18 protein-coding genes and 1 pseudogene are annotated in these 18,834 nt (G+C 71.4%); 11 read left to right on the top strand and 8 right to left on the bottom strand.

The window, feature by feature from the left end; genetic code table 11:
* Positions 1 to 160 precede the first annotated feature (160 nt).
* The 3 genes and pseudogenes from FL583_RS43000 to FL583_RS19135 all read left to right on the top strand — a co-directional run.
* Positions 161 to 337: pseudogene (locus tag FL583_RS43000) on the top strand (ABC transporter permease); the annotation flags it as partial.
* A gap of 67 nt (positions 338 to 404) precedes the next feature.
* Complete coding sequence (locus FL583_RS42465) at positions 405 to 539, top strand: hypothetical protein (protein ID WP_276611631.1); 135 nt, start codon at positions 405 to 407, stop codon at positions 537 to 539.
* A gap of 5 nt (positions 540 to 544) precedes the next feature.
* Entirely contained in the window at positions 545 to 1,090 is a 546-nt protein-coding gene (locus FL583_RS19135) for a hypothetical protein (protein ID WP_205752270.1), read from the top strand.
* A 6-nt stretch (positions 1,091 to 1,096) separates the two neighbouring features.
* Here FL583_RS19135 and FL583_RS19130 read toward each other — a convergent pair whose 3' ends face one another.
* Positions 1,097 to 1,915 carry a mycofactocin-coupled SDR family oxidoreductase gene (locus FL583_RS19130; protein WP_142706053.1) on the bottom strand — a complete coding sequence of 273 codons (819 nt, stop codon included), beginning with the start codon at positions 1,913 to 1,915 and terminating at the stop codon, positions 1,097 to 1,099.
* Positions 1,916 to 2,078: 163 nt separating this feature from the next.
* On the opposite strand from FL583_RS19130, the gene FL583_RS19125 reads away from it, so the two are divergent.
* Positions 2,079 to 3,275, top strand: a complete 1,197-nt coding sequence (locus FL583_RS19125; protein WP_142706052.1) for a cytochrome P450 — start codon at positions 2,079 to 2,081, stop codon at positions 3,273 to 3,275.
* On the top strand, positions 3,275 to 3,469 hold the full coding sequence (locus FL583_RS19120) for a ferredoxin (protein ID WP_170323741.1): 195 nt from the start codon (positions 3,275 to 3,277) through the stop codon (positions 3,467 to 3,469). The genes FL583_RS19125 and FL583_RS19120 overlap by 1 nt, the downstream gene beginning before the upstream one ends.
* Before the next feature lie 14 nt (positions 3,470 to 3,483).
* Here FL583_RS19120 and FL583_RS19115 read toward each other — a convergent pair whose 3' ends face one another.
* Genes FL583_RS19115 through FL583_RS19100 form a run of 4 tightly spaced genes read right to left on the bottom strand, consistent with a single transcriptional unit; the run spans position 3,484 to position 7,597 of the window.
* Positions 3,484 to 4,515 (bottom strand): NAD(P)H-dependent amine dehydrogenase family protein, encoded by a 1,032-nt coding sequence (locus tag FL583_RS19115; RefSeq protein ID WP_142706051.1) that lies wholly within the window; start codon positions 4,513 to 4,515, stop codon positions 3,484 to 3,486.
* Positions 4,516 to 4,549: 34 nt separating this feature from the next.
* Entirely contained in the window at positions 4,550 to 5,314 is a 765-nt protein-coding gene (locus tag FL583_RS19110) for an SDR family NAD(P)-dependent oxidoreductase (protein ID WP_142706050.1), read from the bottom strand.
* Positions 5,311 to 6,069 (bottom strand): FadR/GntR family transcriptional regulator, encoded by a 759-nt coding sequence (locus FL583_RS19105; protein WP_205752269.1) that lies wholly within the window; start codon positions 6,067 to 6,069, stop codon positions 5,311 to 5,313. Before FL583_RS19105 ends, FL583_RS19110 begins: the two co-directional genes overlap by 4 nt.
* 58 nt (positions 6,070 to 6,127) lie before the next feature.
* On the bottom strand, positions 6,128 to 7,597 hold the full coding sequence (locus tag FL583_RS19100) for a class I adenylate-forming enzyme family protein (protein WP_142706048.1): 1,470 nt from the start codon (positions 7,595 to 7,597) through the stop codon (positions 6,128 to 6,130).
* A 43-nt stretch (positions 7,598 to 7,640) separates the two neighbouring features.
* On the opposite strand from FL583_RS19100, the gene FL583_RS19095 reads away from it, so the two are divergent.
* Genes FL583_RS19095 through FL583_RS19075 form a run of 5 tightly spaced genes read left to right on the top strand, consistent with a single transcriptional unit; the run spans position 7,641 to position 12,811 of the window.
* Positions 7,641 to 8,774 (top strand): CaiB/BaiF CoA transferase family protein, encoded by a 1,134-nt coding sequence (locus tag FL583_RS19095; RefSeq protein ID WP_142706047.1) that lies wholly within the window; start codon positions 7,641 to 7,643, stop codon positions 8,772 to 8,774.
* Entirely contained in the window at positions 8,759 to 9,925 is a 1,167-nt protein-coding gene (locus FL583_RS19090; RefSeq protein ID WP_142706046.1) for an acyl-CoA dehydrogenase family protein, read from the top strand. Before FL583_RS19095 ends, FL583_RS19090 begins: the two co-directional genes overlap by 16 nt.
* Before the next feature lie 11 nt (positions 9,926 to 9,936).
* Complete coding sequence (locus tag FL583_RS19085; protein ID WP_142706045.1) at positions 9,937 to 10,803, top strand: HpcH/HpaI aldolase/citrate lyase family protein; 867 nt, start codon at positions 9,937 to 9,939, stop codon at positions 10,801 to 10,803.
* A complete protein-coding gene (locus FL583_RS19080; protein WP_142706044.1) occupies positions 10,800 to 12,050 on the top strand; it encodes an acetyl-CoA hydrolase/transferase family protein in 1,251 nt (416 codons plus the stop codon). The genes FL583_RS19085 and FL583_RS19080 overlap by 4 nt, the downstream gene beginning before the upstream one ends.
* Positions 12,044 to 12,811, top strand: coding sequence for an enoyl-CoA hydratase/isomerase family protein (locus FL583_RS19075; RefSeq protein ID WP_142706043.1), 768 nt, complete (start codon positions 12,044 to 12,046; stop codon positions 12,809 to 12,811). The genes FL583_RS19080 and FL583_RS19075 overlap by 7 nt, the downstream gene beginning before the upstream one ends.
* A gap of 64 nt (positions 12,812 to 12,875) precedes the next feature.
* Here FL583_RS19075 and FL583_RS19070 read toward each other — a convergent pair whose 3' ends face one another.
* Positions 12,876 to 14,699: a flavin-containing monooxygenase gene (locus tag FL583_RS19070; RefSeq protein WP_142706194.1), complete on the bottom strand. Its 1,824-nt coding sequence runs from the start codon at positions 14,697 to 14,699 to the stop codon at positions 12,876 to 12,878.
* A 4-nt stretch (positions 14,700 to 14,703) separates the two neighbouring features.
* Positions 14,704 to 16,074, bottom strand: a complete 1,371-nt coding sequence (locus FL583_RS19065) for an aromatic ring-hydroxylating oxygenase subunit alpha (RefSeq protein WP_142706042.1) — start codon at positions 16,072 to 16,074, stop codon at positions 14,704 to 14,706.
* A gap of 119 nt (positions 16,075 to 16,193) precedes the next feature.
* Between FL583_RS19065 and FL583_RS19060 the strand changes: the two genes are divergently transcribed.
* Positions 16,194 to 17,276 carry a hotdog family protein gene (locus FL583_RS19060; RefSeq protein WP_142706041.1) on the top strand — a complete coding sequence of 361 codons (1,083 nt, stop codon included), beginning with the start codon at positions 16,194 to 16,196 and terminating at the stop codon, positions 17,274 to 17,276.
* Here FL583_RS19060 and FL583_RS19055 read toward each other — a convergent pair.
* Positions 17,273 to 18,811: a class I adenylate-forming enzyme family protein gene (locus tag FL583_RS19055; RefSeq protein ID WP_142706040.1), complete on the bottom strand. Its 1,539-nt coding sequence runs from the start codon at positions 18,809 to 18,811 to the stop codon at positions 17,273 to 17,275. The two genes, FL583_RS19060 and FL583_RS19055, sit on opposite strands and share 4 nt — an antisense overlap.
* Positions 18,812 to 18,834: the final 23 nt, after the last annotated feature.

Below are 18,834 nucleotides of genomic sequence, written 5' to 3'. Positions count from 1 at the left end.
CGGGTAGATGTCGCCGCCGGACCACCCGGCCGCCTGGGCGATGCTGTCTTCCCGTCCCGACGTCACGTGGTCGAACGCGTACCGGGCCGCGCGGTCGACGTCCCCGGCGGCGACCGCGTCGTAGAGCTCCTGGTGCTCGTCGCACTGCCGGCGCCCGGCGCTGTTCGCGCAGACCGCGCTCGGCTACCTCTGCGTCGGGGTCGTCGTCGTCACCGCACTGCTGCTCTCCCTGCGGACCGGTCCGGGGCTGCGGATCGACGCGACCGGCGAGGACGCCGTCGCCGCCGACCGCACCGGTCTTCCGGTCCGTCGCCTGCGGACGCTGTGCGTCCTGCTCACCTCGGTCCTGGCCGGGCTCGCCGGAGCGCAACTCGCGCTCTCCGAGGTGCGGGCGCCATTCCGACGTGTCCCGGCTGCTGGCCGACGATCCGCATCACGTGTCGATCCGGAACGCGCTCGAACGGGCGCACGCCGACCTCGCGCTGGGCCGGGCGATCGTGCCGGGCCGCCGGCGCTGGCCGCCGACGGCACCGCGGTGATCCCGATGGCCGCACTCGACACCGCTACCGGCCGGGCCGGCGTCAAGGTGCTCTCCGACATCCCGGCCAACGCCGCCTGCGGTCTGCCGGTCCAGCGCTCGACGATCCTCGTCGCGTCGGCCCGCACCGGCGAGTGCCAGGCCGTCCTGGACGGTCGGCGGGTCACTGCGGTCCGGACCGCCGCGGCCAGCGCGGTCGCCACCGCCCACCTCGCCCGGCCCGACTCGTCGGTGCTGGGGTTGGTCGGCGCCGGGACCCTCGACGGCGGGGGCCTCCGACGGGCCCGGGTAGTCGTGGACTCGGTCCAGACGGCGCTGGCGAAGTCCGGCGAAGTCGTGCTGGCGCTGGCCGAGAACGCGATCGTCCCCGATGACGTCGGAACCGAGCTCGGCGCGGTGATCGCCGGGCTGGCGCCCGGCCGGACGTCCGTCCGCGAGGTGACGTTGTTCAACTCCGTCGGGATCGGTCTCCAGGACCTCGTCACCGCGGACCTGCTGATCGCCCGGGCCCGCGCGAGGAACGTGGGCCTGGACCTGGACCTCTCGGCCTGAGGGAACTCAGCGGCGGTTGTAGGAGCCGGCGTCGACGGGCAGGACGGTACCGGTGATGTAGCGGGCGTCGTCGGAGACGAGGTAGAGGATGGCGTTGGAGACGTCTTCGGGTTCGACGAACGGCACCGGGATCGCGTTGGTCAGCGCGCCGGCCAGTTCGGGGATGTCTTTGACGATGTCCATGATGGCGCCGTCGCCGGACATCGGTGTCCGGACGGTGGTGGGCGCGACGCTGTTGACGCGGATGTAGTGCGGCGCCAGGTAGTTGGCCCAGGAGCGCATCAGGCCGACGACGCCGTGCTTGGCCGCGGTGTACCCGAGATACCCGGCGGTGGCGATGCCCGCTCCGATCAGGCCACCGGTGGAGCTGGTGAGCACGATCGCGCCGCCTTTGCCGCGTTCGATCATCGAGGGGATCGCGACCCGGCCGGTGTTCCAGACACCCTTCAGATTCACGCCGACGACCTCGTCCCACTCCTGGTCCTCGCCGACCGGCGCGCCGCCGGCGCCGATCCCGGCATTGGCCAGCACGATGTCGACCGGACCGACCGCGGCCACGCCTTCCTCGAAGGCCGTGCGCAACTGGGCGGCGTCTCGGGTGTCGGCTCGAGCGGCGAAGATCCGCCGGTCGAGTTTCTCGACCTCGCGCACGGTCTCCTCGAGTCCCTCGGCTGTGCCCATCGTGTAGGCCACCGACTCCAGTTGGGCGCAGATGTCGACGGCGATGATGTCGGCGCCTTCCCGCGCCAGCGTGATCGCGTGACTGCGGCCCTGGCCCTGCGCGGCGCCGGTGATGAAGGCGACTTTGCCCTCTAGCTTTCCCATGTCTGCTCCTAACCCACAGCGGTCCGACGGAGGCACGCGCCGAACGCTAGCGCTTTCTCCGACATCTGTCGGGGAAAGCGGGGAATGCCACTAGAACCTGTTGCACCCGCCGGGGTCACATGGGAGCCTCTCCGACAGTTGTCGGAGAAATCAGGAGGCTCCCATGACCGCCACGACGACCGACGAAGTGAGCTTCAGTCCGTACGACAGCGCGATCATCGCCGACCCCTACCCGGTGTTCGCGCGGCTGCGCGAGGAAGCGCCGCTCTACCACAACCGCGAGCTCGGGTTCTATGCCGTGAGCAGGCACGCGGACGTCGCCGCGGTGCTGCAGGACCACGAGACCTACAGCAGCGCCAAGGGCGACATCCTCGAGATCATCCAGGCCGACATCGAGGTCCCGTCCGGTGTGCTGATCTTCGAGGACCCGCCGCTCCACCCGCTGCACCGCCGCCTGCTCTCCCGCGTCTTCACGCCGAAGCGCATCGCGTCGCTGGAGCCTCAGATCCGCGAGTTCTGCGTCCGGTCGCTCGACCCGCTGGTGGGGTCCGACGGGTTCGACGTCATCGCCGAGGTGGGCGCGCAGGTCCCGATGCGCGCGATCGGCCTGCTGCTCGGCATACCCGAGGCCGAGCAGGAGGCGGTCCGCGACGCGGTCGACAACTCGCTGCGCACCGAGGGCAACCAACCGATGACGATGGACCAGACGCTGCTCGACGGCGAAGCGTTCGGCGCCTACGTCGACTGGCGCGCGGCCAACCCGGGCGACGACGTCATCACCCAGTTGCTCCAAGCCGAGTTCGAGGACGAGACCGGCACCGTCCGCCACCTCACCCGCGACGAGATCGTCCTGTACGTCACCGTTCTCGGCGGAGCCGGGAACGAGACCACCGGCCGTCTGATCGGCTGGTTCACCAAGCTGCTGGCCGACCATCCCGAGCAGCGGGCCGCGCTCGCCGCGGACCGGTCGCTGATCCCGAACGCACTCGAGGAGGTGCTCCGGCTGGAGCCCCCGGGCCCGTTCATGTGCCGGTCGGTGACCCGCGACGTCGAGGTGCACGGCACGACGATCCCGCAGGGCAGCATCATGATGGCGATCATGGCCGCGGCCAACCGGGATCCCCGCCGCTACGCCGACCCCGACCGGTTCGACGTCCGGCGCCCGGACGTCCAACACCTGACGTTCGGCGGCGGCATCCACTTCTGCCTGGGCAACGCCCTGGCCCGCCTGGAGGGCCGGGTGGTGCTGGAGGAGATGCTCGACCGGTTCCCGACGTGGACCGTCGACATCGACCGCGCCCGTCTGGCGTCCACCTCGACCGTGCGTGGGTGGGAAACGCTCCCGGTGCGGGTCCGCTGATGAGGATCACCGCGGACCGCGACAAGTGCATCGGCCTCGGCCTCTGCGAGGCCGAGGCGCCCGGCTACTTCGCGGTGGACGACGACGGGCTGGTCGTGCTGCTGGCCGACGACGTGGACGCCGGACACGCAGACGCGGTGCGGGCAGCGGTCGCGGCCTGCCCGACGCTCGCGCTACGCCTGGCCGACGGGTGAGCGAGCGCGTCGCGTCAGAGGGCGGCGACGATCTGCGGCAGGTCGAGCGTCGTGCGGATGCCCGGCGCCGCCTCGACCACGTACGGGATCGCATTCACCGCCCGGTTCGCCGTGTACGCGGGACTCATCGCGGCCATCCGCTCCAACGGCACCGGGAACACCAGGTCGATGTTCAGCGGGGCGTCACCCTCGACCGTGACCCGCCAACCCGTCTCCCGCAGGTCCCAGCGCGGCTCCAGTTCGCGGCCACAGAACCAGTTGGCCCGGAACGTCAGGAACGGACGCCCACCCCGCCGGCCCGTGATCGTGATCCGCTGGCCCGCTACCGACCCCGCCGGTAACGTGCCGGCGGCGATCGTCAGCGGCTCTTTCGTCAGCGCGAACTCGCCCGCGGCGTCGACCTGCTCGAGCGGTGTTCCGAGCGCGTCGGCCAGCAGTCGCAGCGACGGGCCGAAGCTGTCGGTGAGCGCGTTCAGCCGGCGCTCACCGAAGTCCGACGGCTCCTGGCCGAACCCCATGACGTCGAACAGGAGGGCCGGGGAATCGCGCCGGGAGAGGTCGGCGTATTCGTCGATGCGCAGGCCGTCGAGCCGGCGCTGGAGCGACGTCACGACCAGCGGCAGCGCCTCGGTGATGAAGCCGGGGCTGCTGCCCGTGCTGTGGATCGACGTGTTGCCCCGGGCACAGGCGGCCTCGACCCGCCCGCGGATCGCCGGATCGAGGCTCGCCGGGCGCAGGAACTCGGCGCGGGTGGTGACGACGTTGGCCCCGGACTCCAGCAGCGCGCACACGTCGTCGAAGTCGCACCAGAGCGGGGTGTAGAGCACGCAGTCCGCACCCAGCGCCAGGATCTCGTCCCGGTCGGCGGTGGCCCGGACACCGACCGGGCCGCCCTCCAGACCGGCGATCGCACCCGCGTCCCGGCCTGCTTTCGCGGCGGAGTGCGCGTACACCCCGACCAGCTCGAGCCGGGGGTGCTCGATCACTCCGCGCAAGGTCCGCGCCCCGATGTTCCCCGAGCTCCACTGAACGACTCGCAGCGTCATGCCCAAACCTTACTATTATTGTAAGGATTACGGGTCAGCGGGCCGTCCAGCCGCCGTCGACGACGATCGTCTGGCCGGTGACGTAGCGACCGGCGTCTCCGCAGAGCCAGAGGATCGCCCCGACGACGTCCTCGGGCGTGCCTTCGATCGGCAACGGGGTATTGCGCTGCAGATACGACGACCCGCGCTCGCCCTCGTAGAGCGGGCCGGTGATCTCGCTCCGGAAGAACCCGGGCGCCACCGTGTTCACCCGGATCGAGTGCCGGGCCCACTGCACCGCGAGCTCGGCCGTCAGCCCGGACAGCCCGGCCTTGCTGGCCGCGTACGACGCCTGCGGGATGCCGGGGATCCCCACCCGGCCGCTGATCGACGACACGTTCACGATCGCGCCGCGGCCGACGGACCGCATGTGCGGGAACACGCCCTGGGCGAGCAGGAACGGGGCCATCAGGTTCAGGGCCAGGGTGTCCGAGATGGCGGCCGTCGGCTCGTCTTCCGCGCGGGCCTCGGTGAACATGCCCCCGGCCGCGTTGACCAGGATCTCCGGCGGACCGAGCCCTTCGGAGACCGCGGGCACGACCGCCCCGACCCGGCCGGGGTCGGACAGATCGCACGGCACGGCCAGCCCGCCGATCTCCGCGACGAGGTCGTCCAGCCGCTCTTTCCGGCGTCCGACGACCGCCACCCGGGCCCCTGACCCGGCCAGCTCCCGGGCCGCGGCAGCGCCCAGCCCGGACGACGCTCCGGTCACGATCGCGATCCGCCCGCTGAAGTCGAGCATCCGCTCGGCGACGGTCATCCGCGACGGAAGCGCTTGCGGCTGCGGTCGGACGCCGCGTCGATCACCGTGTTCTTCAACGTCCGGCCGACGACCCGCTGGGCCGCGACGAGGTGCTCGGCCGTGATGCGGCCGGCCTCCTCCGCGTCGCCGGCCTCGATCGCCTCGAGCAGCCGCTCGTGCGCGTTGTGGGCCGCCTCCCGGTCCTTGCGCGACGGGTAGGACCCGCGGGACAGCTGCGTGTCGGCCCAGGCCTCCTCCTGCACCGACCACAGCGACGTCAGGCTCTTGACGACGACCCGCAGCGTGGCGTTGGGGTCGAACTCGACGACGGCGTCGTGGAACTCGCGGGAGATGCGGGTGAACACCGCCCCGTCGTCCATGCCCGCCTCGCTACGGGTGAGCAGCTCACGCAGGCGCGGAACGACCGTCTTCTTCCGGTCGGCCCGCTGCGCGCAGTGCGCCGCGCACAGCGGCTCGAGCGTGCTCAGCGCCCCGCCCAGGTCGGGCACCTTGACCTGCATCGCCTGCAGCGTCAGCCCGAGCGCGTACCCGGCCGTGCCGATGTCGGGCGCGTGCACGACGGCCCCGCCCCGGTTGCCGCGGCGGACCGTGATGAAGCCTTCGGTCTCCAGGATGCGCAGCGCTTCGCGCACCGAGGGGTAGCTGACGCCGAACTCGGCCACCAGCTGGTCCTGCTTCGGCAGGGTCGAACCGTCGCGGATGCCACCGGCGAGGATCCGTTCGCGTAGTGCGGACGCCACCTGCTCCGCCATACGCAGCTGCCCGATTCGAGTCGGTTCAGCTCCTGCAATTTCCATGATTGCAACGTTATCAGCGATGGCCGGGCCCCCCGTCGAGGCGGGCGCTGACCAGGTCCGGTAGCGCCGTACGCTGCACTTTCCCCATCGGGTTGACGGGTAGCGAGTCCACCTGGATCCACTCCTCCGGGACCTTGTACGGCGAGAGGTTGCGCCGGCAGAGCGCGGCCAGCGCCTCCCGGTCGACGCCGGTTCCTTCGATCAACGCGACCACCCGCTGGCCGAGGCGCTCGTCCGGCACACCGCAGACCGCGACCCGGCCGACGCCGGGGTGCGTCGCGAGCACCCGCTCCACCTCGAGCGGGTAGACGTTGGCGCCGCCGCGGATGATGACGAGCTTCTTCCGGTCGACGACGCTCAGCCAGCCGTCCCCGTCGACGACGCCGATGTCGCCGGTGGGCACCGGCCCCGGTTCGGCGGCGCGGATCCCGTGGCCTTCCCAGTGACCGAGCATCGGCGTCCACGGGCCACCGGCCCGGCCGGACAACCGCAGTTCGCCCTGCTCGCCGCGTGGTAACCGCCGCCCCGCGTCGTCGTAGGCGGCCACGTCGAAGTGGGGCAGGACCCGCCCGCTGGTGCCGGGCCGCCAGTCGTCGCCCGGCGGGTCGATCGAGACGACGGTGGGAGCCTCGGTGAGCCCGTAGGTCGCCCGCGGGACCAGGCCGTGCACCCGCGCGAACTCGGTCCGCAGGACGTCCGGGGTGTCGCTGCCACCGCTCCAGACCTCGGTCAGCGAGCCCAGGGGCGCGTCCGGGCGCCGGACGAGGTCGTGCAGCTGGGCCGGGGCGCCGTTCCACACCGTGACCCCGGCGGCGCCGATCCACTCGGCGACCCCGTCGACGTCCCGGCGGTCCATCACCACCGCGCACCCTCCGGCCTGCGGTACGAGCAGCGTGGACAGCACCATCAGGTTGAGGATCGTGAACGGGAAGCTGTCGCCCTTGCGCAGGTCGGGGCCCCAGCCCCGGCTCGCGACGAGCGCGGCCCCGGGCAGCAGCAGGTTGCGCTGGCTGTGCACGACCGCCTTCGGACGGCCGGACGTGCCGCTGGTGAACGCGATCCCGGCCGGCGCGTCGACGTCCGGCTCGAGACGGGGGGCCGGGGCGGCGTCGGCGAGCAGCGTCCGCCAGCGGGCGACGTCCACCCCGGCGAGGTGGCAGCGCGGACCGGCCAGCACCAGCGCCGGCGCGATCAGGCCGGCCAGCTCGGCCTGTTCGGCCGCGGCCAGGGCCTCGCCGACGCCGGCCCAGATCGCGCCGATCCGCTGGGTGCCGTGGAACGCGGCGACGATGTCGAGGTCGTTCGGGAGGCAGGCGGCGACGCGGTCACCGGGCCGCACGCCCAGCGACCAGAGCGCCCCGGCCGCCCGGTGCGCCTGCTCGTCCAGGTCGGCGTAGGACCAGACGCCCGACGCGGCCCGCACGGCGGGGGCGTGGGCATTGCGGGCGAGAGCCTCGTCGAGCACTTCGGCGATCGATCGCACGCCCCCTTGATATCACAATACTTGTAATGATTGAGTGGTTTGCATGACACGTTCCGGTCCGTTGTCGGGCGTCCGCGTCGTCGACCTGACCACGATGGTGATGGGCCCGTACTGCACCCAGATGATGGCCGACCTCGGCGCCGACGTGATCAAGATCGAGCCGCCGGGCGGTGACAGCACCCGGTACATCTCGGTCGGGCCCGAACCGGCGATGAGCGGAGTGTTCGTCAACGTCAACCGGGGCAAGCGCAGCGTCGTGCTCGACCTCCGCACCGACGAGGGCCGGAGGCGGTTACGGGATCTGGTCGCCGGCGGGGACGTGTTCGTCCACTCGATGCGGGCCAGCGCGATCGACCGGCTCGGCTTCGGCTACGACGCGGTCGCCGCGCTGAACCCGTCGATCGTCTACACGAACTGCTACGGCTACCGCCGGGGCGGCCCGGACGCCGATCTGGCCGCGTACGACGACACGATCCAGGCCGAGTGCGGGCTGCCGTTCGTCCAGGAGCAGCTGACCGGCACGGCCGGGTACGTCGGCACGATCATGGCCGACAAGATCGCCGGGACGACCGCCCTGTACGCCACCGTGATGGCGCTCTTCCACCGCGAGCGCACCGGCGAGGGACAGGAGGTCGAGGTCGGGATGTTCGAGACGATGGCCGCGTTCATGCTGGTCGAGCACGCGAACGGGGCGCTGTTCGACCCGCCGCTGGGCCCGGCCGGCTATCCCCGGGCCCTCACGCCGAACCGGCGTCCGTACCGCACCAGGGACGGGTACGTGTCCGCGCTGGTCTACAACGACAAGCAGTGGAGCGCGTTCGTCGAGGCCGTCGAGCCCCCGTGGGCCGACGACCGGTTCGCGACGCTCGCCCAGCGGGCCCAGCAGATCGAGACGGTCTACGACCTGCTCGGTGGCACGTTCCTGGAACGAACCACGCGGGACTGGCTCGACCTGCTGCGCTCGCTGGGGATCCCGGCCGCACCGGTCCGCACGCTCGACGACCTGTTCACCAACGAGCACCTCAACGACGTCGGGTTCTTCGAGACCGTCGACTCCCCGTACGGCCCGGTGCGTTTCCCGGGTCCGCCGGCCCTGTTCTCCCGGACGCCGGGGAAGATCGGCGGCCCCGCTCCCCGGCTCGGCGCGCACCAGGAGGCGGCGTGGACTTCCGACTGAACGAAGACCAGCAGGGCATCCGCGACGGCGTCCTGGAGTACTGCGCCCAGTTCGACGACGACTACTGGCTGGCCCGCGACCGCGAGGGCACGTTCCCGCGCGAGTTCCACTCCGCGATGGCCAAGGGCGGCTGGCTCGGCGTCGCGATGCCGGAGTCGGTCGGCGGCGCCGGGCTGGGCATCACCGAGGCCGCGGTGATGATGCAGGCGGTCGCCGAGTCCGGGGGCGGCATGAGCGCCGCGTCCAGCATCCACGGGCCGGTGTTCAGCCTGCAGCCGGTCGTCGAGTTCGGCACCCCCGAGCAACGCGAGCGGATGATCCCGCCGATCCTGCGCGGCGAGCAGCTGATGTGCTTCGCGGTCACCGAGCCCGACGCCGGCCTCGACACCACGAAGATCCGCACCCGGGCCCGGCGCACCGGCACCGGCTACGTCGTCGACGGCGAGAAGGTGTGGATCTCGGTCGCCCAGGTCGCCGACAAGATGATGCTGCTCGCCCGCACCACGCCGCTGGAAGACGTCCGGCGCAGGACCGACGGCTTGTCGCTGTTCTTCACCGACCTCGACCGGTCGCGGGTCGACGTCCACAAGATCGAGAAGATGGGCCGCCACGCCGTCGACTCGAACACGCTGTACCTGTCCGGCCTGGAGATCCCCGAGTCCGACCGGATCGGCGCCGAAGGCGACGGATTCCGGATCATCCTGCACGGGCTCAACCCGGAGCGGATCCTCCTCGGTGCCGAGGCCGTCGGCCTGGGCCGGGCGGCGATCGACCGGGCCGCCGCCTACGCCCGGGAGCGGGTCGTGTTCGACCGGCCGATCGGCATGAACCAAGGCATCCAGCACCCCCTCGCGAAGTGCTGGGCCCAGCTGGAAGCGGCCAACCTGATGGTGCTGAACGCGGCCACCCGCTTCGACCAGGGGCTGGACTGCGGAGTGCAGGCGAACGCCGGGAAGTACCTCGCCGCCGAGGCCGGGTTCGAGGCCTGCCACACCGCGATGCTGACGCTCGGCGGCATGGGCTACGCGCAGGAGTACCACGTCGAGCGGTACCTGCGGGAGATCCTCATCCCCCGCACGGCGCCGGTCAGCCCGCACCTGATCTTGAACTTCCTCGCCGAGAAGGTCCTCGGCCTCCCGAAGTCGTACTGAGGGGTTACCGCATGCGGATGCGCTCCTGGCTGTTCGCCCCCGGCGACAGCCCGCGAAAGATGGTCAAGGCCGACGCGTCACCGGCCGACGTCGTGCTCTTCGACCTGGAGGACGCGGTCGCCGAGGACGTCAAACCGAAGGCCCGGCACCAGGTCGCGGAGTTCCTGCAGGACGCCGCCCCGGCGGCCCGCGAGCGGCTCTGGGTGCGGATCAACCCGCTCCAGGGCCCGCACGCGCTGGCCGACCTGGCCGCGGTGATGCCCGGCCGGCCGGGCGGGATCATGCTCCCGAAGGCCCGGGGCGTCGCCGACGTCGAAGTGCTCGACCACTACCTCTCGGCGTTCGAGGCGGCCTCCGGCACCACGCGGAAAACCCGGGTGATCGCGCTGGTCACCGAGACCGCCGAGGGGATGTTCACCACCGGCACCTACGCCGGCGCGCCCCGGCTCGCCGCACTGACCTGGGGAGCCGAGGACCTGGCCGACGCGGTCGGGGCCACCGACAACCGCGGGCCCGACGGCGGCTACGGGTTCACCTACGAGCTGGCCCGGAGCCTCTGCCTGCTCGGTGCGGCGGCCGCCGGGGTCGCCCCGATCGAGACGATCCACGGCGACTTCCGCGACCCCGACGGCCTGCGCCGGCGGGCCGGGCAGGTCCGCCGGGACGGCTACCGCGGCATGCTCGCGATCCACCCCGACCAGGTCGACGTCATCAACGCCGCGTTCACGCCCAGCCCGCACGAGCTGAAGGCCGCGCAGGAGGTCGTCGACCTGTTCGCGGCCCACCCGGGCGTCGGCGCGCTGGCCCACCACGGCGCGATGCTCGATCGTCCGCACCTGGACCGGGCCCGCGCGCTGCTGGCGAACGCGCAGCGGTGAGCGTCGATCTGAGCCGCATCCTCCGGCGCGGCGACCGGATCGTCGTCGGCCAGGCCTGCGGCGAGCCGACGACGCTGATCGAAGCGCTGATCGAGCAGGGCGCTGCGATCGGCGACCTGTCGGTGTTCATCGCGACGAGCTTCTCCGGGCTGATCACCCCGGCCGCGACGAAGTCGTTCGCGGTGTCGAGCATGGGCGCGATCGGGGCGCTACGGGCGCTCGCGGCCGAGCACCGGCTCGACGTCATCCCGACCCACGTCAGCCGGGTCGGCCTGCTGATCGTCGCCGGGACGCTGCCCTGCGACGTGGCGTTCGTCCAGGTCAGCCCGGCGAACGAGCGCGGTGAGCACAGCCTCGGGCTGATCAGCGACCACGTGCACGCGGCGGTCGCGGCGGCCCGGGTCGTGGTGGCCGAGGTGAACGACCAGGTGCCGTTCACCTACGGAGCCGTGATGCCGGCGAGCGCGATCGACCATGCGGTGCCCGTGTCCCGGCCTCCGGTCGAGGTCGAACCGAGCCGGATCGGCCCGACCGATGCGGCGATCGGCGAGCACGTCGCCGCGTTCGTCGAGGACGGCGCGGTGCTGCAGATGGGCGTCGGTGCGGTGCCCGACGCCGTGCTGCGCCTGCTGCGCGGCCGCCGGGACCTCGGCGTCCACTCCGGGATGGTCGGTGACTCGCTGGTCGACCTGGTCGAGGCCGGTGTGGTCACGAATGCCCGGAAGCCGATCGACACCGGCGTGACGATCTGCGGCGCGCTGATCGGCACCCGGCGGCTCTACGACTTCGCCGACCGGAACCCGGGTCTGCGCATGTGCCCGGCCACCTACACGCACGACGCCACCGTGCTGGCCCGCCTGGAACGGCTGGTGACGATCAACTCCGCGGTCGAGGTCGACCTGACCGGGCAGGTCAACGCCGAGCAGACCGGAACGGCCTACCTGGGCGGCACCGGAGGCCAGGTCGACTTCGTCCGGGCCGGGCTGCGGTCCCCCGGCGGCCGGTCGGTGATCGCGCTGCCGTCCACCGCGCGGCGGGGCACGGTCAGCCGGATCACGGCCCGTCTACAGGGGCCGGTCACGACCGCGCGGAGTGACGTCGACGTCGTCGTGACCGAGTTCGGCGCGGCCGAACTGGCCGGCCGCTCGATCGCCGACCGCGCCCGGCGTCTCGTCGAGATCGCCCATCCCGACTTCCGTGAGGAGCTGGGACGCGAAGCGTCCGTACTGGCCCGGAGGGGATATTGAACGCCGTCCTGTTCGACGCCCGGGAGGACGGCATCGCCGTCATCACGCTGAACCGGCCCGAGACCCGCAACTGCCTGTCGGTGGACGTCCGGCAGGGCCTGGCGTCGGCCTGGGAGCGGTTCGAGCGGGATCCCGCTCTGCGCGTGGCGATCCTGACCGGCGCCGGCGACCGGGCGTTCTGCGCCGGCGGCGATCTCAAGGAGATGGTCGCGAGCGGGCTGCAGGTGCCGCCGCGGGACATGTTCCCGCTCCCCTACGACACGGTCGAGCTCTCCAAGCCGACGATCGCCGCGGTCAACGGCGACGCATTCGCCGGCGGCTGGATGATCGCGCAGGCCTGCGACCTGTGCGTCGCCAGCACGAGCGCGCGCTTCGCGGTGACCGAGGTACGCGTGGGCCGCAGCTCACCCTGGGCGGCGCCGCTGATCCACATGATCCCGCAGCGGATCATGATGGAGTTGTTGCTGACCGGCAAGCCGATCAGCGCGGCCCGGGCCTACGAGATCGGCCTGGTGAATCGGCTCGTCGCGCCGGAGGACGTGCTGGGCACCGCGCTCGAACTCGCCGCCGAGATCCTGGAGGGCGCCCCGCTCTCGGTGCGCGCGGCGCGGGACACGGTCATGCTCGCCACCGAGATGGGCCGGTCCGCCGCGCTCACCGCCGCGCGGCACGCGTCCGAATCGGCCTACCGCAGCGACGACGCGCAGGAGGGACCGCGGGCCTTCGCCGCGAAGCGGCGCCCGGAGTGGACCGGACGCTAGGTTCAGCATCAGATTGCTGTTCGGCGAGGGCCGAAACAGCAATCTGGTGCTGAACGGAACCGGCCTACCCGAGAATCAGGCCCTCCAGGCGGCCGTCGTCGCGCCAGGCCTTCAGCAGGTCGCCCATCGCGTAGAAGCCCGGGCCGTAGGGTTCGCCGAACTGGGACCGCAGGCGCGGCTCGCCCTCGCCGTTGAAGTAGCCGGGCGTGCAGGCGCGGGCGAACGCGGTGTTGTCGAACGCGGAGGCCCGGAGCGTGGTCACCCACTCGTCCTGGGCCTCTTCCGACGGCTCCACGGTGGTCGCGCCCCGCTCGACCGCCTCCGCGATCACGTACGCGATGTGCTCGGCCTGCTGCTCGAACACCGCGGTGACCGACGCGGTGACGCCACCCTGGATGAACCCGACGAAGAACTGGTTCGGGAACCCGTGGCTGGTCATACCGTGCAGCGTGCGGTAGCCGTCGGCCCAGTGGTCGTAGAGCGACAGCCCGTCCCGGCCGACGAACGGCTTGACGCCCATCTTGCGGTCGAGGTCGGTCGTGGCCTCGAACCCGCTGGCGAAGATGATGCAGTCGACCTCGTGCTCGACCCCGTTGGCGACGACCCCGGTCGCGGTGATCCGCTCCACCCCGCGCGACGAGGAGACGTCGACGAGCGTCACGTTCGCACGGTTGAACGCCGGCAGGTACTCGTCGTTGAAGCACGGCCGCTTGCACATGTAGTTGTAGTACGGCTTCAGCGTCTCGGCCGTCGCCGGGTCGGTGACGATCGACGCGATCCGCTCCCGCAGCCGCTCGGTGTACCGGTGGTCGATCTCCTCGCGGAGTGCCATGAACTTCACCGGGTCGGTGAGCGCGGCCCAGCCGTTCGTGGCATCCAGGTGGGCCTGCAGGTTGCGGGAGATCTCGGTCCAACCGTCGCAGATCAGGTCGGGCTGGCCGGGCGCGAAGGCCTCGAACGCCGCGGTGTGGAAGTTGCGCCGCCGCTCCTCCTGCCAGCCCGGCTCCAGCGTCGCCGCCCACTCGGACGTGATCTCGACGTTGCCCCGCTCGTTGATGTACGAGGGCGTGCGCTGGAAGACCGTCAGATGGGCCGCGGCCGCGGCCAGGTGCGGGATCGTCTGGACGCCGCTCGACCCGGTGCCGATGATCGCCACGCGCTTGTCGGCGAGCCGGGACAGCCCACCCCGGATGCCACCCCCGGTGTACTCGTAGTCCCAGCGTGCGGTGTGGAACGTGTGGCCCTGGAAATCGGTGATCCCGGGGATGCCGGGCAGCTTCGGCCGGTGGAACGGCCCCTGCGCCATCACGACGAACCGGGCCCGGATGTCGTCGTCCCGGTTCGTCGCGACCCGCCACCGGCTGATCGACGCGTCCCAGGTCAGCGACCGCACCAGCGTGTGGAAGATCGCGTCGTCGTAGAGCCCGAAGTGCTTGCCGATCCGCTGGCAGTGCTCGTAGACCTCGTCACCCAGCGAGTACTTCTGGGTCGGCAGGTAGCCGGTCTCCTCCAGCAGCGGGAGGTACGCGGTGGCGTCGGTGTCGATCTGGATGCCCGGGTACCGGTTCCAGTACCAGGCGCCACCGAAGTCGCCGCCGAGTTCGACGATCCGGACGTCGTCCACGCCGGCCTGCTTGATCCGGCCGGCCGCCAGCAGGCCGGAGAACCCTCCGCCGAGGACGACGACCTCGACGTCCTCCCGGATCGGCAGCCGCGGCACGACCGGGGTGTAGGGGTCGGCCTCGTAGAACTCGGCGAACTCCCCCTCGGTCACCAGGTACTGCTCCCCGCCTTCCGGACGCAGGCGCTTGTCCCGCTCGGCGCGGTACTTCTCTCTCAGAGCGTCATGATCGACGTCGGGGGTGCGCGTCGGTGCGCACTGCTGCAAAGCCTCAGAGCTCACGGGGCGCCCCCGTACCCAGGTACCGGGCCAGGTTGCGGTGGAAGTTGACGATGCCGCGCTCGCGGTACGGGTTCGGCTTGTTGCCCTGGAAGCCGTGCCGCTTCATGCCCTTCTGGATCGCGCCCATGTTGTTGAAGTCCTGGGGCAGCACGATGTGCGTGTCCCAGTACGGGTCGTCGACCGGGGTGTTGATCCAGGGGGCCCGCGGGTCCTCGCCGGGCGGGTAGATCTCGTACACCGCGGCCTCGAAGATGCACTTGTTCGGGTCGTCGCCCAGCGGGCGGGCGCCGTAGCAGAGCGCGTTGTTCAGCCCGTGCCCGATCTGGAAGTTCGGGAACACCTGCCAGGCCGTGCCGCTGGCCGCGGACTGCTCCGGCGTCGGGGTCGGCCAGATCACGCCGCGGGCCTCGTCGTCACGGCGGGCCGAGCTCAGCCAGTGCTTGAGCACCTCGGGCGCCGGGGTGTCCTCGGGCAGTTCGTCGACCAGCCGGTTGGCCGCGTCGACCAGTGTCTGGGTGGTGTTGGTGTTGACCGCTTCCCAGGTGAAGTTCTGCATCTTCGCGGTCGAGAGCCGCGCGTCCTCGGTGCCCTGGGCGATGCGGACCTTGGCCTGGTTCTCCTCCATGCCCTTGGGCGCGTCGTAGCCGATGTGGCTGTGCGTGCCCTGGGCCCGCGACCAGCCGAGGAAGCTGCCGAACACGCGGAACTCGGGGTGCGTCTGGGGGACGTGGTAGGTCTCCATGAACGCTTCCAGCGCGACTTTCCAGTTGCAGTCGAACTCGAGGTAGCGGCGCCACCGGCAGCGCATGTTCTCCAGCTGGAACGGCTCCAGCAGCTCGGGAATGGGCGACAGGTAGTCCAGTAACGGCTCGGCGTCCGGGTTCATCGTCAGCCAGATCCAGCCGCCCCAGGTGTCGACGGTGACCTGCGGTAGGTGGTACTGGTCCAGGTCGGGGCCCTGCGGGCCCCAGTCCTCGGCCTCGGCGACGTACGTGCAGGCACCCTCGGTGTCGTAACGCCAGCCGTGGAACCCGCAGACGAACTGCCTGCGGCGGCCGCGGGCGTCGTGCTCACCGGGCTCGGTGTCGATCAGCGGCCGGCCGCGGTGCGAGCACACGTTGGAGTACGCCTTGAACGTGTCGTCGCCGGTGCGGATGACGATGAACTCGTCGTCACCGATCGCGTACGTGAGGAAGTCGCCGAACTTCGGCAGCTCCGACACCCGGGCGACGTTCAGCCACACCTTGGACCAGAGCTTCTCCTTCTCCCGCTGCGCGTACTCACGCGAGTAATAGGCCTCCACGGGAATCACGTACGGCTTCGACAGCGCCTCGAGCGGGTTCTCCAGGATTTCGGTCATGACGCCCTCCCACTCCGTTGGGGTCTCGATCCTCTTAATAACACAATCATTGTAAGGATTCACTGGATAGAGTGAACCCTGCTGGCACCCGTCAGCGGAACCAGACGAACGGGAGCACGATGACGACGGAAGCCACCCGTGAGTTCGCGACGGTCGACGAGCAGCAGGTCGAACAACTCCGCGACATGATCGGCCAGCCGATCCGCAGCGACCGTCCCCACGTCACCCAGCTGACCGAGGACGCCGTCCGGCACTACGCCCACGGCATCGGCGATCGGAACCCACTGTGGACGGCCGGGACGCTGGCCGTGCCCACCGCGCTGCTCGCGATGGACAAGGTGTTCAGCGGCTACGTCACCGGCCTCCCCGGCATCCACGCGATGTACGCCGGGGCCACGTTCGAGTTCGAGCGGGCGCCCGTGGTCGGTGACCGCCTCACCGGCGACGCCACGCTGGCCGAGCTCATCGAACGTCCGAGCCGGTTCGCCGGGCGGTCCTGGCAGCAGATCTACCGGGTGCCGTTCCGGACGCCGGAGGGCGAGCTCGTCTGCACCGGGCACTCGTACTGCTTCCGCGTCGAGCGGGACAGCGCCCGCGAGGCGAAGAAGTACGAGGAGATCCGGGTCGACTGGACGCCGGAGCAGATCGACGAGATCGCCCGGCGCTACCGCGACGAAGAGGAACGCCGCCGGGGTGCGGAACCGCGGTACGCGCGGGACGTCAACGTCGGAGACCAACTGCCCGAGCTGACCAAGGGCCCCTACACGGCCACGACCGCGATCGCCTACCTGCTGGGCTGGGGCGGGCTCTACGTCCGGGGGCACGCGGACGCGTTCGACCTCTACACCCGGCACCCGGCGCTGGCGATCCCGAACGAGTGGGGCGTCCCCGAGCCGCCGGAGCGGGTGCACTGGGATCCCGACCTGGCCCGGCGCGTCGGCGTCCCGGGCGCCTACGACTACGGGCCGGAGCGCGTCTCGTGGATGGGTCACGTGGTCACCGACTGGATGGGCGACGACGGGTTCCTGCAGTACCTCGACGTCCAGGTCCGGCGGCACAACGTGCTCGGCGAACTCGTCACGTGCGGGGGCGAGGTGACCGGCGTCGAGGGCGACACGGTCACGCTCTCGCTCTACGCGGTGAACCAGGACGGCCTGGAGTCCGCCCGGGGCAACGCGCGGGTGGTGCTGCCCACCCGCTAAGCGGGCCAGTCGGCCGCGAGTCGTGGCTTCACCACCTTGCCCGCGTCGTTCGTCGGCAGCGGCTCGACCCGGATCCACCACCGGGCCGGGACCGCGAACGACGCCAGCGCCCCGGCCGCCCACCGGGTGAGGCCGGCCTCCGTGGGTTCGGCGCCCGCCACGGGCACCACCACGGCGGCCACCACCTCGCCCAGGTCGGCGTCGGGCAGGCCGAGGACGGCGACCTCGGCGACGTCGGGGTTCTCGTGCAGCACGGTCTCGACGCGGGCCGCCGAGACGTTCTCACCACCGCGGATGATGACGTCCTTCCGCCGGCCGGTGATGTACAGGAACCGGTCCTCGTCGACCCGGCCGACGTCGCCGGTGCGGAGCCAGCCCTCGGCGTCCAGCGCCGGATCGTCCGGGAGGCCCCAGTAGCCGTCCATGACGGCCGGGGAGCGGACGAGGATCTCGCCGTCGTCGACCCGCACCTCGACCACCGGGGCGAGCCGTCCGGAGCTGCCCGGGTGGGCGGCGATCTGCGCGCCGACGCCGGTGCTCACGACGCCACCGGCCTCGGTCAGCCCGTACGTGCGGCCGACCCGGCGCCGGCTGTTCGGGAACGCGGTCGAGACGCGCTCGAGCAGTTCGTCGCTGACCGGGGAACCGCCGAGCACGACCGTCCGGAGCGTGGGACAGCCGTGGTCGGCGCGGCCGGGATGCCGCAGCAGCCGCTCCATCATCGTCGGCACGGCCGAGAGCATCGTGACGCCCTCGGCGTCGATCAGACCCAGGACGACGTCCGGGTCGAAACGGCCGGGGAGGAACACGACCCGGCCGCCGGTCATCAGCGGGGTGAGGATCAGCTGGATCGCGCCGATGTGGAAGAGCGGCAGCCCGACGAGCGTGACACCGGCCGGGTTGTCGTCGGCGATCTCGTGCGGGAGCTTGCGCGAGACGACGAGCAGCGTCTGCAGGTTGGCGATCAGGGCCCGGTGCGAGAGCACGGCCCCCTTGGGGAACCCGGTGGTGCCGGCCGTGAACAACACCATCGCCGGGTCGTTCTCGTCGCCGTCGTGGGGAGTCTCGAGTTCCGGGCCGGGAGCCACCAGGTCGGTCAGCGCGATCCGGCGGACGCCGGGCGGCACCCGCTCGGCGCGCTTCTCGTCGCAGACGACCACGGTCGGGTCGACGACCGCGCAGGCGTGGCGCATCTCGTCCGGCGACCACCAGCCGTTGCACGGCACCACGACCGCACCCAGCTCCAGCACCGCGAAGAACGTCACGACCCACTCGACCGAGTTGGCCGCGTAGAGACCCACCCGATCCCCCGGGCGTACGCCGTGTTCCCGCAGCTGGAGCGCCACCGTGCGGACTGCCCGGCGGTGCTCGGCGAACGTCATCCGCCGGTTCCCCCGGACGAGGAACGTCCGGCCGTCCCAGCGCCCGGACGCCTCCACGACCTCGGAGATCCGCCGTGGACGGTCGGCGTAGACGAGGCCGGGACGACCGGCCACCACGGCCCGGACGACGTCGCTGCCCCACCGAGGCATCATCGCTCCGTTCGTAGACCCGAGTG

It is taken from the genome of Cryptosporangium phraense, assembly GCF_006912135.1.
GTDB lineage: Bacteria > Actinomycetota > Actinomycetes > Mycobacteriales > Cryptosporangiaceae > Cryptosporangium > Cryptosporangium phraense.
Note: the sequence above shows the minus strand (reverse complement) of the source record. Positions and strands in the feature narration are given on the sequence as shown.